Source organism: Candidatus Xiphinematobacter sp. (assembly GCA_016766635.1).
Taxonomy (GTDB): Bacteria; Verrucomicrobiota; Verrucomicrobiia; order Chthoniobacterales; family Xiphinematobacteraceae; genus Xiphinematobacter.
Map to the genome: position 1 here is coordinate 535204 of CP068473.1, position 13352 is coordinate 548555.

Consider the following 13352-nt stretch of genomic DNA (forward strand, 5'->3'; position numbering starts at 1 on the left):
ATGGTGGTATGTGCTACTTAAGTCTAATTTTCATGCGCAAGAAAGTAGGAACGTCAATATCTTCGCCCCTCACTATAGCAGACCCGGCCTTCTCAAGATGTTCTCGGGTTGCTACGTTGAATGGAAACTGTTTCCACTCTGATTTCGTTGAATATCTGTCTACCTTCTCATTGGGCCTGGTTCCCAGCACGCCAGCTTCGGGAGAGAGGGATTCCTGCGGTTGTGTGGAAGATATAAATGGAGAAACTGATGTCATGGTAAAGGCGTGGGGAGAAGGTGAGCCCCCGGGCAGAAGCGGAGAACAAGTGCCACGGCAAGTTCCCAACAAAGATACCGTAACAGGAATGGAGGATAAGCCTGCGGCCTGTATTCCTAGCAGGATACGGGTGGAGTCATTACAGGATTCTAAAACTTCTTGAACGGTAGTTTGTACTTCAGAAAGTAGAAGGTTAGAAGGTCCGTCGATGTAAATCAAAAGACGTTCTGCATCGGCCAGGAGGCGCCCGCGGTCCATGAATGGATTTTCTAAGGCGTGGCGAAGAGCATCATGAGCCCGGTTTCTCCCCTCAGCCGATCCAAAACCAAAGAGAGAGGCACCGTCACTATTTGGGCGAAGAACAACTGCAAGGTCCCCTAGAGTAGTTTGCATAGGGCCCGTACCAAAAATGAGTCTTGCAATTGTGGTGCAGGCCTGTGTGAGGAAATCCATGGATCGAGAGAATGTTTCTCCAATATTTGCTTCCAGCTGTACAATCTCTGACATACGGTTGTTCTCAAAGATCAGGATTGCGTCGGTAGAAGAGCGAATCCTTTCAAGGGCATCCGTTGCTTGTTGCATCCTCCTCGTGCCTTCAAAACTGAATGGTAAAGTGAGTACTGTTACGGCAAGCACCCCATGGGCGCGCACCGTCTCCAACAAAATTGGTACTACACCTGAACCAGTTCCACCTCCCAATCCAGCGCATGCAATGATCATTGTTGTATTCTCTCCAACAGACTGAATAGCGTCTTGCGATTCTATGGCCGCTTCTCTCCCCAATTCTGGATTACTGCCAGTTCCCAAGCCGTGGGTTATCTTTGTCCCGATAGGGATCCTGGAATCCGCCATCGAATAGGCCAATGATTGAAAATCGGTATTGATTGCAACAGTTTCCCATCTGGTGGCACGCTCAGTAGTAAGGCGATCTACAAGGTTGATGCCTGCATTCCCCACACCGACGATTTTTACCCTAATCCCGTCCCCCACACACGATTTTGATGCTTTTTGGACCTCCAACATCTAACGAGACTACGCGCGATAAGAAGAGCTCATCAAGCCCTCTTAAGCGGAGGGAGAATAGCTAAGAGCCCTCTAGAGGAGATCACTAGCCATTGCTGGGGTTAGTAGGCTAGTGTCCGCCGTTTCCCAAAAAGCATCCCCACCCTGCGGCCGAGTTTTTGAAGCAAAGTGGGTTTCGGAAGACTAGTTTGGATAGCGTGAACATATTTAAGTAGGCCGATAGCTGTTGAGAGCTGCGGATTATTAAAGGCAGAGCAATGATCTGCTGCTGTATCAGCATGGGCGAGGTGGACAGGTATTTCAAAAACTTCTTCAGCAAGGCTCTTTATTCCTTGTAGCATGCTGCAGCCTCCACTGAGGACAATGCCTGCGCCAAGCATATGAAGGGAGCATTCATTCTGCACCCGATTTTTAAGAATCTCAAAAAGCTCCCTCACGCGAACATGAATAATGGTATTCAACATGTGCCTTTCCACCTCACATCCAGAAAACCCGGAGCTACTTTTCAGCAGTACAGTTTCTCCAGGAAGGGTCTCTTCTAAAGAGGTAGAACCAACCTCCACCTTGAGTTTCTCTGCCTTCTGAATAGGAATATGGAGTCCCATGGAAATATCACTAGTAATGTGGTCGCCGCCAATGGCCAATACCCCACTGTGGCAAACAACACCATTAATATAGACAATATAGTCCGTCACGCCACCGCCTATATCTACGACAAGAGCCCCTAATTCTTTCTGCTGAGGATCCAAGACAGTTTGGGCAGATGCCAAGGCACTTAGGACAATGTTCTCTACTTCAACGGAAGCCTCACGAATGCACCGGACAGTGTTTTGCAAACGGGTAGTAACGCCATGAACAACGTGGAAATCAGCTTCCAGGCGTGTTCCAACCATACCAATAGGATCAAGAATACCATCCTTCCCGTCTACGTAGTAGTGCTGGATAATTGCGTGAAGGAAATCATGTTGTGGAGGGAGACGTATTTCCTTAGCATTTGCTTCCACGTTGCGGAGATCTTCTAGATCAATTTCTGACTTACCTTCCGGAATTCTAATGGCTCCTCGGCTATTAAAGCCGACAATGTGGCTTCCGGTGACCGCTGCCCAAACACTTTCAATTTCCACATCACTTTTTTCCTCTGCATCTACTAGTGCCTCATGAACGCATCTGACCGCCGTAGGGAAATCTACTATCTCTCCCTTACGGACACCCCTGGATAGCATCTTTCCTACCCCGAGTAATCGCACGCCATTGTTCCCGCATCCTTCAGCAACAACAGTGCACACTTTGCTAGTGCCGATTTCTATCGCAACGAGAACTTGGTTTTTTCCCATTTGACTTTACTACCCTAGTGGCTAGGAGGGGAGTATATGATATTTCCCCCATTCTGTTGTAGGGGCTGCCCGTCCAGCGATCCGAAAAATCGTACTGGGGTATTCCGATGGACGAAAAGGTTAACACTTGCAATACGCCTACCGGAGCATTCGCAAACCTTCATAAGCTCTTGCAGTCGATCTAATTGTGCCTCGAAGTTATGAGTTGAGAAAGTGATGACCTCATTAGATTCTCCCAATGCTTGAATGCAATATCCTTTTGATAGATCTAAAAGACGGAGTGAAATGGGGGGATCGCAGCGTGAAGCAACCAGACGTAATAACTCAAGAGCGTGACGCAAATCTTCCGCTGCCAATAGGTCCCCGGAAGCCAAGAGTTTTTGGTTGATCCCCTGGATAATTGGCAAGGAAAGATATCTAGGAAGGATGTGAGTCGGCTCATAAAAAGTGCCTTCTGCCTCTAAAAGGAGCGAGCCAACGGGGGAAGGAACCACCCCCTTTCGGTCTTCTTCCTTGGAAACTAGCCATGCCACGGGCTCCCTGAGCTGAATCAAAACCCGCAGTGTGTTAGGCAACACACGCCTGAGAGACACACTTTGTATTTGTCCAATGGTAAGCAGTTTCTTGCGAGCATTTTCCAGATCGACGGAAAAGATGTTATCTCCAAACTGGAGGCCAGTGGAAGCGAGTATTTCGGCATCTGAGAAAACACTCTCGGAATTAACACGGACGTGGCAAATGCCATAGTGAGGGTTTGTGTAGAAAAATTTAGCAAGCAGTTCCCCGGCACCGACCCAGCCTCCAATTAGCAAAGATGCGAGAAAAATAGACTGCCAAATAGTGTTAAAAACCCGAGCCGTCCACCGCCTACGGCTGGTGTTGCGGCACACCCGCACCCGCAACAGAGCGGATCTCCGATGGGTCATACGGAATAGGAATGAAAAAAGTGAGTGCTTCACGCTTTTTTCCCTTTCTGCAGGGAAAGCACGGCTATAACCTCGCAGAGCGAGGGTAGATCGATCCCAATAGCTGCGGCTGCTCGTGGCATAAGGCTGAGAGGCGTCATGCCAGGAACAGTGTTAACTTCCAAGACATTCAACCCGCCTTCTTCTCCAAGGAGAATATCCACGCGGGAGCAAAGTCGCAATCCAAGTGCTTTGTGAGCCGCCAGAGCCGTACGCATAATCTTTGCGGTAAGATCCCTACTGAGGAGCGCTGGTGTAAAATACCTAGACCTCCCGGCTATGTATTTATTCTCATAGCTGTATACTCCAGCAGATACAATCTCAACTACTGGAAGCACCGTGTTCGCAACAATGCCCACGGTGAACTCCCTGCCTGGTAAGAACGACTCTAGCAGGACCCTATCGTTGTATTTAAGGCAGTCATCCATAGCCAGAAGTACTTGTTGCCGATCATGCACTACGTGCACACCGATCGAAGACCCTTGACAAGGAGGCTTGAGCACGAAGGGTGGTACGATAGAGGGTTTTTGTCCAAAAGATAATACCTCAAAGGGAGCTGTGGGAACTCTAGCGCTAACAAACCGTCTTTTAGTAAGGACTTTATCGAATGCTAGTCGGCAGCCTGCGGCCCCATCCCCAGTAAACGGAATCCCCATTTCCTCAAGCAGCTCCTGTAAACGACCGTCCTCTCCAAAGGTGCCGTGAATCATATTAAAAACAAGATCTGTGCCTTTAGGTAAGTCCTCTAGCCCTTTGGTGACGTCTACTTCAGTGACATAGTATTGTCGTGAGCGCAAAGCATCCGCTACCGAAGCACCAGATTGTAGAGAAACTGCCCGTTCTTCCCCAGGACCGCCTTTGAGAACAACAAAATGAACTCCTCTTAGGGAAGAGCGATCCATTTGCAGAAGGTGTTGATAATTTCTCATATAATCTAGAGATTCTCTCCAACAATTTGGACTTCTGTGTTGAGCTCGATCCCCCTTTTCTGCTTGGCAACAGCACAGATTTTCTTAATGAGGGTCAGAATTGCTTCTGCAGAAGCAGAGCCATCGTTGACGATAAAGTTGCCATGGATCTCGGAAATGCGCGCCCCGCCAATAAAAAAATTCTTCAAGCCGAGTTCCTCAATGAGCTTCCCTGCAGGTACCTCTCTGGGATTCTTGAAGATACAGCCGGCGCTAGCTGCAATGGGCTGGGATTGACTTCTCTTTCTTTTTGACTCTCTTAGTCGGCGATTGATCTCCTCTGGAGAGGAAGCATAGCCCTGCAAGGTTGCAGAAAGAACGTAGTGATGAGCAAAGTCAGAAGCGTTACGGTAGCGGACGTTAAGTTCTGGAGGGGTCTTAAGCAGGATGTTGCCCTCTCGATCACAGCATCTGACACAAACAACCTGATCAAAAAGCTGTACCTCCATTGCACCTGCATTCATTCGAAGTCCCCCTCCCAAACTCCCAGGGATTCCTTCCATCCACTCAAATCCTCCAATACCAAAACGATGGGCCATGCAACTTATCTGCTTGAGACGCACTCCGGCACCCGCCACAATGTTGTGGCCGTGGAGTTGACTCTGAAGGAATTGTCCATGTCCAAGATGGACTACTACGCCAGGAACACCCCCATCCTTTACCAGGAGATTGGAACCTCTCCCAATCACCATGATTGGGATATTTTCGGAGAAGCAAAACTGCACGAGGGCTATGAATCCTTCCTCTGTCTGGGGCTCAGCCCAGAATTGGGCCGGGCCCCCTACGCGGAGAGTGGTGTGTTTACTCATAGGCTCATAAAGTCGAATGGAGCCTGATCCCATAGCTGCAAGCAAGCGTTTACGCATTGTTAAATCTCTGGCCAAACGATCACTAGCTTCGCCAATATTTCCAGCGCCGAGGCTTATAACGAGATCTCCTGGAAGGAGATCTCCCCCTACTTGTTGGTGAATAGTAGCTACCGGGGTATGAGACTGAACATGGGGGTGTCCTGCTTCCCGCAGAGCCTCTACGATAGTTTGGCCGGAGACACCTGGGATTGGCTCTTCCCCGGCAGGGTAGACATCTGTCACCAGAACATGGTCAGCTCCATAAAATGCCGTGCCAAACTGTTTACGTAGCGCCTGTGTACGAGAGTAACGGTGCGGTTGAAACAAAGCGATTATCCTCTGAAATCCAAGGGACTGAGCAGTAGAAAGCGTAGCTTGGATCTCTGTCGGATGATGTCCATAGTCGTCTACTACCGCTTGCAGATTATCTCGAAACTTAATTTCGAAGCGGCGTTCTGCGCCACGAAAGGATTGGAGGGCCATTTTAATAAGCTCGAACGGCACTCCTAGCTCCAGCGCCAATGCAGTTACGGCGAGTGCATTAAGGGCATTGTGTCTTCCTGGAACATTTAGCTGCACATTACCAAGAAAGCTTTTACGGTAGCGGACTCCAAATCGGGTATGGACCCTGCCATTGCTACTGCCCGAAAAAAGCTCCATCCGATAGTCACAGGAAGCGCCTGTGCCATAGCAAATAGTTCTCGGATGAGATGTACAAATACGCTTCGCGCCAGTGTCATCCGCACAATAAAATGTCCAACCAGAAGTTTGAGAGATCAAACGGAAAAAGACATCATCGATGGCATCTTGATTTTGATAGAAGTCAAGATGCTCCGGCTCGACGTTAAGTACGAGGGCATGCTCTGGAAAGTAAGTAGACAGACTGCCGTCGCTTTCATCTCCCTCAGCAACAAAATATTCACCTCTAGATTCCCATCGTGCGTTTGCTCCTAGAATGGGAATATTTGCCCCTACATAATGGCAAGGTTTTAGTCCACCCAGACGAAGAACATGCGTAGCCATAGCTGCAGTGGTAGTTTTTCCATGCATGCCACAAACCAGAATGCTTCTCTTATGCATCATGATTGCCGCTAGCACATCTGCTCTTCTTGCTATAGGAATGCCGAGACGAACAGCTTCGTCCAACGCTACATTGCCGGGTTTAATTGCGGAAGACTGTGCTACAAGATCTACTCCCCACACATGTTCTGCGCGGTGAGGAGTTTCAAATACTAATCCAGACTGACTCAGCTGCTGGACTTCAAGTGTGTCTACCTTATCAGATCCACTAACGCGGTGGCCTAGGGCTAGAAGTAGGACCGCTAGCGCGCTCATGCCAGACCCGGCAACCCCTATGAGGTGGATACGAAGAGGTGTATCCACAAGAAGAATAGAGGCCAAGTGGCTTGCAGTGATCATTCCCCGATCTTTTCTATTGTGGAGACAACTCGTTGGGAAGAATCGCGAGGAAATACCTCCCTTGCACGTTGAGCCATACACTGTCTACGGCATTCATCGTTCAGCAAGTCCATGATGAGTCTAGTAAGGATTTCTGGAGTGGCATCCGACTCTAGAAGCATTTCTGCAGCGGTTGCACGGACAAAGACAGCAGCGTTACTCTCCTGATGGTTATCTCTTGCAAAGGGATATGGGATGAGCACACTGGCAAGGCCGAAATGTGAGATTTCGCTTAGGGTGGAGGCACCCGCCCGAGAAATGACGAGATCAGCGGAAGAGAAGACCTGTTCCATACGGTGGTGAAAGACGGCTACGTAGGCTGGAATGTTTTCCCGCGAGTAGTTCGCAGCCAGAGAGCAACCGTCCTCCCTTCCAACAAGGTGAATAATCTGGAGGTGCATGTTACGCAGCAGTGGAGCCGTATGGGAGAGAAGTTGATTAATGCTGGAAGCCCCCTGGCTACCACCAATCACTAAGAGTGTTTTCCGTAGAGGATCCAAGTGGAGGTCGGTAAGAGCCTGTGCGCGGGGGATACGTCTGGTGAGAGTCATTCGTATGGGAATTCCTGTTACTGTGCACTCCACTCTGGGAAAATGGGCTCTACATTCTGCAAATCCTAATAGCACATGGGAAGCGAGTTTCGCACCTAACCGATTGGCTCTTCCAGGAATGGAATTAGACTCATGAACACAGGAGAGGATCCCAGCCACTCTGGCAGTGACGACCAAAGCCGCAGAAGTGCTTCCCCCCATGCCTAAAACCACTCTTGGTTGGTAGTGGACGAGTATCCTATTGCATTTTGCAAGGCTCTTCCAAGCAAACCGTAAAAACTGGATGAATGTCGGAGAAAGAGCAGAAGGAAAACTAATCGGAGGTAGTTTTTCGACTAAAAATTCCGAATGTGCCTGCAAGGCAACGGAATCAATTTTTTTCTCTGAAATTAATAAAAGGACCTCGTGGTTACGCTCACTTAGAGCTTTAGCAACAGCAAGACCTGGAAATAGATGGCCACCTGACCCTCCGCATGCAATTGCAATTTTCATCCGGTTCAACCTTTTGTAGGCGCGTGAGTGTCTAGAAGGTATGAGGATGCAGAAGAAACGGGATGGCCCATGCGGTAGATATTTAACAGAATGCCCACTATGAAGAGACAAATAGTCATGTTAGACCCACCATAACTGATAAACGGCAAGGGCATTCCCTTGTTAGGCAATAGGGAAATGGAAACACCTATGTTGATCATTGCTTGAAGGGTGATGAGCACAGTCAGTCCAAACCCAAGAAGGACTCCAAAGAAATCCCTAGAATTGAAAGAAATCAGTGCTCCACATAAGAAGATGAGAAGATAGCAAAAGATAATTGTAAGTGTCGCAATAAGGCCGAGCTCTTCCCCAATCATAGCAAAGATGAAATCTGTGTGAGCATAGGGGAGATAAGAATACTTTTGCCGGCCTTCTCCCAGCCCCAACCCTGTAATCCCACCAGAACCAAAGGCAATGAGAGCCTGCCATTGTTGCAATCCTTCATCCAAACGATATTGTTCGGGATGCAAGAACGCCGTTAGACGACCAGCCCGTTCACGGATGTGAGTAGCACTGTAGAGAACTACACCTAATCCGGCGATGGCGAGCGGTACCAACCGGTAGAGGCTAATCCCGGCTGCAAACATGACGAGAAACGCTGTACCGAGAATGAGCACGGTGGTCCCTAAATCTACTTCATTGGCAATCAGTGCTGTTGGAATGCCAGCAATGACTGCTGGAAAGATAAAACCTGCAAGCAAATTGTCGGAACGGTGCCTGAATTTAGAGAACCATCTGGCTAAAAAAATTGCTACTGCCAATTTGCCGATTTCGCTAGGCTGGAACGTTACAATTCGTAGATTGATCCACCGCCAAGAACCGTTAATTTTTATCCCAACTGGAGGGATAAAACACAGCACCAATAGAAGCGTCCCCCCCACTAGCCAGATCCACCATGTTCTTCCCCACCAATGGTAATTTACTAGGGAAGCTGCCACACAAAGCATTATCCCAATCACCAACCATAAGAGCTGCCGCCTAACAAAGTAGTACATATCTCCGCAACTCTCTTTAGAAAAGGCGCTTGTGCTAAACAGCACAATGATTCCCAGCACCAACAACACTGCGACCGCGGTAAGCAGGATGTATACGCTGTGTTTGTGCAAGAAGTACACGGCAAGGAGAAGGTGTTCTAGCGCCTCAGTATGTGTGCCTTATTTTGTGACAGCTTAAAACAAAAAGCAGAATCCAGCCTGACTTTTAGGAAGAGGAGCACAGAACGGCCAAAAGAAGTTACAGTCAGGAAGGTTTCATCCACCCCCGTCGGGCAGGGCGTGATAGAGGTAACTTGCAGCCGCCCCCTGCGGTACCTCTCTAGGCCTAGTATGATAGTCAAAGAAGAGGCAGACCCCGACAACAAGGATGAAATGGAGGGCAAGTATCACGAAAAAAATGCGTGTGAGTCTTAAATTATTTGCAAGTCCTGAGCTATTTTCTTTCTTTCCGTACTGGCCTTGCTCGTCTGGATTAGATGCCGCTAGACGTAAAGAGTCTACTCTCTCTTCAAAAAAATGAGTAGGTGTCCGGCACGACTGTAAGCGGGTAAACACTCTTGACTCTATCATTCGGGATAGCGGATTCGTCATTGTCCTGGCAGGGCGTAAACAAGCTGCTTGAAGCATCTTCCGCGTTCTTCGTAACTAGAGAACATATCAGTGGAAGAAGTTCCAGGCGAAAACAGAACGATGTCACCTGGAGAAGAGAGTCTATTCGCTGAATAGACAGCCTCTTCCAGGGTTTCTGAGACTTTGGAAGGCGTAGCTTGCCAGGAAGCTGCGATGCGGTAGCGCATTTCTCCAATAAGTATGGCCACTTTCACCCTCTCCCTTATCAAGGGGGCAAGGATATCGAACTCAAATCCCTTGTCTTTTCCCCCTGCAATGAGGACCAGGGGGGCAGTTTGGGACTGGATAGCCTTTTCTAAGGCATCAAGGTTGGTGGATTTAGAGTCATTAATCCAGCAAGTATCATCTCGTCGGCAGACAAATTCACAACGGTGCTCGAGTGGTGAGTATAGACAAGCTGCGCGTGCCATCTCTCCAAATGAGAGGCCAAGGCAATAGCCTGTTGCCAATGCAGCCATGAGATTTTCGGCATTGTGGTTACCATGGAGGGAAGTACGACCTTGATCTAGTATGGGAGTGCCTCGGAAGAGAATCTGAGACCCTTTCTTAGTAAAGTCTGCGGTGAGGTCCCCGGCACTGAAAGTGATCGACTGTGCTACAAGATCAGGAAGACTTGCCCTGGCGTTTACCACAGCAAAATCCTTCGGAGTTTGGTTGAGAAAAATGCGAAGCTTAGCTTGACGATATTCCTCCATGCTGTGGTATCGATCCAGGTGATTCCAACTGAGATTCAACCATACGGCGACGTGAGGGCGAAAACTGCGAATAGTCTCCAGCTGGAAGGAGCTCGCTTCTACTATTACAGTATGTAGATTAGCGTGAGGCCTGGCGACAATTTCAGAAAATGGGGGTCCGATGTTCCCGCAGGCGTTGGAGAAAAGTCCGCAGGAATTGAGTAGGGTTTCTATTAGCTTGGCGGTGGTACTCTTCCCGTTGGTTCCTGTAACAGCAATGACAGGAACTCGACACTTCCAAAAAGCTAATTCAATCTCGCCGACGATGGGAATTTGCTTGCGCAGAATGTTCTGTGCAATCGGACTTGCTAGCTTGATGCCTGGACTCAGCACACAAAGGTCGTAGGAGGCAGGATCAGCATCTGCCTCTACCCCAAGGATAAAGGCTACCCCTTCTTTAGAGAGGGTCTGGGTGCGGGTACATACTGACCTACAAGCAGAGCTATCGAGACCGGTAACTAACCAGCCGTGGGTATGCAACAGTCTCGCAGCTGCTTCCCCGCTGCGTCCTATTCCCAAGACGGCTGCTTTTTTTCTCATCAAAGATGGGGTCTTACCGTAGCCTCAGGATGGCTAGCCCGAGTAGGGAAAATAGGACCGACATTATCCAAAATCGGACAATAACAGTACTTTCCTTCCAGCCACAGAGCTCAAAGTGGTGATGTAGTGGGGACATTTTAATAAGGCGTCTTCCACTAAGTTTAAAGCTTGCCACCTGAAGAATGACCGACAACGTCTCTATGACAAAGGTTCCCCCGACAATGACAAGAAGAAGCTCTTGTTTGCAGCAGATGGCAGTTATTCCAAGAACCCCCCCCATGGCAAGAGAACCTGTGTCCCCCATAAACATATAAGCGGGATGGCAGTTCCACCAAAGGAAACCAAGACAGGAGCCAAATAGAGCCATGCAAAGCACACTCAATTCTCCGGAGCAAGGGACGAACGGAACTCGTAAGTAGGAGGCAATTTTGCAATCTCCGGCAACGTAGGATAGAATCCCGTAGGAAGCTGCTACGGTAGCTGTGCAACCAACGGCCAATCCATCCAATCCATCTGTAAGATTCACAGCATTAGAAGCTCCCACGATAACTAGTGGGTAGATACAAAAGGCAAGCCATCCAAGGTGGAGAATAATTGGATCCCTGAAGAAGGGAAGATGGATATAGAGCTGTTGGAAAAGCGTGTTCGACTGAGGACCAAGGAGCAAAAAGAGAATCACGGCCGCGGAGAGTAGACACTGTAGTCCGAACTTAAAGCGGCTGCTAATACCAGTGGAAGAACGGTGGATAACCTTCAGGTAATCGTCCACAAATCCCAAAGAGGCTAAATAAATCATGGAAAGAATGACCAACCACACAAAGGGATTTGGAAGACGAGCCCAAAGCAGGGAGGAGGTAATAGTGGCACCCAGTGGAAGGATCCCTCCCATTGTGGGAGTGCCTCTCTTTTCCCTATGTAATTCAAACAATTTATGAGTCTCCCCCTGGGTGCGGATAGGTTGATCAAATCCGAGGGAAATAAGTTGGCGAACGACAAGATTTCCAAAAATTAGGGATAGGAGAAAAGCTGTGATAGAGGCACCAACGGCACGGAAAGTGATGTCTTGAAAGGCATGAAATTCCTTAAGAAGATTCCACTCAATGCCGCGCATTCTTGCCCACTCGCTAATTCCGAAGAAATAGTAAAGCATGGACTGGCTAGTACTGCTCAATGATGCGGCTCATGCATGCTGAATTACTTCCTTTGACCAAGACCATATCTCCAGGACTTGTTATGCTGCCTAGGAATTCTGCTGCGGCAGAAGTGTCCGAAATGTGGAAGACTTTTCGCACCCCTCCCTTTTTTGCCGCCTCGACAAGCGGTAGAGTTTCTTCCCCAACCGCTACCAGAGCATCTATAAGGGATACTGCTGCCGCTTGGGCTATTTTTTGATATCCCCTCTTCGCATAGGTCCCCAACTCATCCATTTTTCCAAGGATGGCAAAGCGACGACCCTTACATGGGGTTTCAGAGAGAGCATTAAGGGCGGCTACCATTGAATCTGGATTAGCATTATAGCCGTCATCTAGGAATTGAACATTGCGCCTGACTTGCAGTTGTGGGCGACAGTGCAGTAGAGGAGCACGACTCAGTTCCTTCGCCCCTTCAGGAATGGAAATGCCTAGCTCAAGACCAACCGCCAGGGCGAATAGGGCGCCCATTACTATGTGTCTTCCAGGAAGACTTAATGTAACGGAAGCGCGCTGTCCAAAACTGTGTGCGATAAAGCGGGTCCCGTTGGAAAGAACTTCAATATTTGAAGCAGTGACTGAACCAGAGCTTAATCCGACAAAAAGAGTGCGGATTGGTGAGGAGGAAGCCAGTTTTTCAGAAAAATCGTCTTCCGCGGGAAGAATTAGCGTGCCGTCTGGCGCAATTTGGTGGATCAGGTTCTCTTTCTCTGCTGCAATTGCCTCGCGCGACCCCATATTTGCGATATGGGCAACTCCAATATTGGTGATAATGCCGATCTGAGGGCGAGCCAGTTTGGCCAATGGAAGGATTTCCCCGCGGTGGTTCATGCCAATTTCCCAAACTGCTACATTGTGAGCAGAAGAAGTAGCCAGAATACTAAGCGGTAACCCGATATGGTTGTTGAGATTACCCTGTGTGTGTGAAACAGTGAGCCGTCTCTCTAGGACTCTGGAAGTGAGTTCCTTGGTGGTTGTCTTGCCGTTGCTTCCGGTAATACAAACTACTCTTGGCGTGATCCTACCTCGCCAACTTTTAGCGAGATGCTGTAGCGCTACTAGCGAATTTGGAACGAGAATGACAGCCAGCTTGGAGTTGACGGGTAGTGCGAAAGAGGATTCCGCGATTACAGCACTGGCACCACGTGCTTCCGCTTGAGCTAGAAACTGGTTTCCGTCAAAGCGGGCACCACGTAATGCAATGTAGATATCGCCTGGTTGCAGTATACGGGTGTCTTTAGAAAGTCGACTGACAAGACACTGGGGGTTTCCCCTTAGCAGCACACCCCCGCACATCTCTGCGACTTCTCTGACAGTACAGGTGTCCAT

The 13352-nt window shown here is 48.9% G+C and carries 11 protein-coding genes; all 11 read right to left on the bottom strand.

The annotated features are described in order from the left end of the window. Window positions 1-13: 13 nt before the first annotated feature. Window positions 14-1279, bottom strand: coding sequence for a cell division FtsZ family protein (locus JMM79_02340; protein ID QQY08083.1), 1266 nt, complete (start codon window positions 1277-1279; stop codon window positions 14-16). Between the two features lie 101 nt (window positions 1280-1380). Next, window positions 1381-2613, bottom strand: coding sequence for a cell division protein FtsA (ftsA, locus tag JMM79_02345; GenBank protein QQY08084.1), 1233 nt, complete (start codon window positions 2611-2613; stop codon window positions 1381-1383). A 14-nt stretch (window positions 2614-2627) separates the two neighbouring features. Beyond that, window positions 2628-3539 carry an FtsQ-type POTRA domain-containing protein gene (locus JMM79_02350; protein ID QQY08085.1) on the bottom strand — a complete coding sequence of 304 codons (912 nt, stop codon included), beginning with the start codon at window positions 3537-3539 and terminating at the stop codon, window positions 2628-2630. 29 nt (window positions 3540-3568) lie between these two features. After that, entirely contained in the window at window positions 3569-4507 is a 939-nt protein-coding gene (locus tag JMM79_02355) for a D-alanine--D-alanine ligase (GenBank protein QQY08086.1), read from the bottom strand. A 5-nt stretch (window positions 4508-4512) separates the two neighbouring features. Beyond that, window positions 4513-6813, bottom strand: coding sequence for a UDP-N-acetylmuramate--L-alanine ligase (murC, locus tag JMM79_02360; GenBank protein ID QQY08087.1), 2301 nt, complete (start codon window positions 6811-6813; stop codon window positions 4513-4515). Further along, on the bottom strand, window positions 6810-7895 hold the full coding sequence (locus JMM79_02365) for a UDP-N-acetylglucosamine--N-acetylmuramyl-(pentapeptide) pyrophosphoryl-undecaprenol N-acetylglucosamine transferase (GenBank protein ID QQY08088.1): 1086 nt from the start codon (window positions 7893-7895) through the stop codon (window positions 6810-6812). Before JMM79_02365 ends, murC begins: the two co-directional genes overlap by 4 nt. A 5-nt stretch (window positions 7896-7900) precedes the next feature. Further along, complete coding sequence (gene ftsW, locus JMM79_02370; protein ID QQY08089.1) at window positions 7901-9049, bottom strand: putative lipid II flippase FtsW; 1149 nt, start codon at window positions 9047-9049, stop codon at window positions 7901-7903. A gap of 135 nt (window positions 9050-9184) precedes the next feature. Further along, a complete protein-coding gene (locus JMM79_02375) occupies window positions 9185-9520 on the bottom strand; it encodes a hypothetical protein (GenBank protein ID QQY08090.1) in 336 nt (111 codons plus the stop codon). Then, complete coding sequence (murD, locus tag JMM79_02380; protein QQY08091.1) at window positions 9517-10833, bottom strand: UDP-N-acetylmuramoyl-L-alanine--D-glutamate ligase; 1317 nt, start codon at window positions 10831-10833, stop codon at window positions 9517-9519. The genes JMM79_02375 and murD overlap by 4 nt, the downstream gene beginning before the upstream one ends. A gap of 13 nt (window positions 10834-10846) precedes the next feature. Further along, window positions 10847-11944, bottom strand: a complete 1098-nt coding sequence (locus tag JMM79_02385) for a phospho-N-acetylmuramoyl-pentapeptide-transferase (protein ID QQY08759.1) — start codon at window positions 11942-11944, stop codon at window positions 10847-10849. 46 nt (window positions 11945-11990) lie between these two features. Next, entirely contained in the window at window positions 11991-13352 is a 1362-nt protein-coding gene (gene murF, locus JMM79_02390; GenBank protein QQY08092.1) for a UDP-N-acetylmuramoyl-tripeptide--D-alanyl-D-alanine ligase, read from the bottom strand.

What these genes read in the sequence shown, in the direction of transcription:
- JMM79_02340 (QQY08083.1), bottom strand. Translation starts at nt 1,279, where the DNA reads ATGTTGGAGGTCCAAAAAGCATCAAAATCGTGTGTGGGGGACGGGATT.
- ftsA (QQY08084.1), bottom strand. Translation starts at nt 2,613, where the DNA reads ATGGGAAAAAACCAAGTTCTCGTTGCGATAGAAATCGGCACTAGCAAA.
- JMM79_02350 (QQY08085.1), bottom strand. Translation starts at nt 3,539, where the DNA reads ATGACCCATCGGAGATCCGCTCTGTTGCGGGTGCGGGTGTGCCGCAAC.
- JMM79_02355 (QQY08086.1), bottom strand. Translation starts at nt 4,507, where the DNA reads ATGAGAAATTATCAACACCTTCTGCAAATGGATCGCTCTTCCCTAAGA.
- murC (QQY08087.1), bottom strand. Translation starts at nt 6,813, where the DNA reads ATGATCACTGCAAGCCACTTGGCCTCTATTCTTCTTGTGGATACACCT.
- JMM79_02365 (QQY08088.1), bottom strand. Translation starts at nt 7,895, where the DNA reads ATGAAAATTGCAATTGCATGCGGAGGGTCAGGTGGCCATCTATTTCCA.
- JMM79_02375 (QQY08090.1), bottom strand. Translation starts at nt 9,520, where the DNA reads ATGACGAATCCGCTATCCCGAATGATAGAGTCAAGAGTGTTTACCCGC.
- murD (QQY08091.1), bottom strand. Translation starts at nt 10,833, where the DNA reads ATGAGAAAAAAAGCAGCCGTCTTGGGAATAGGACGCAGCGGGGAAGCA.
- JMM79_02385 (QQY08759.1), bottom strand. Translation starts at nt 11,944, where the DNA reads ATGCGCGGCATTGAGTGGAATCTTCTTAAGGAATTTCATGCCTTTCAA.
- murF (QQY08092.1), bottom strand. Translation starts at nt 13,352, where the DNA reads ATGGACACCTGTACTGTCAGAGAAGTCGCAGAGATGTGCGGGGGTGTG.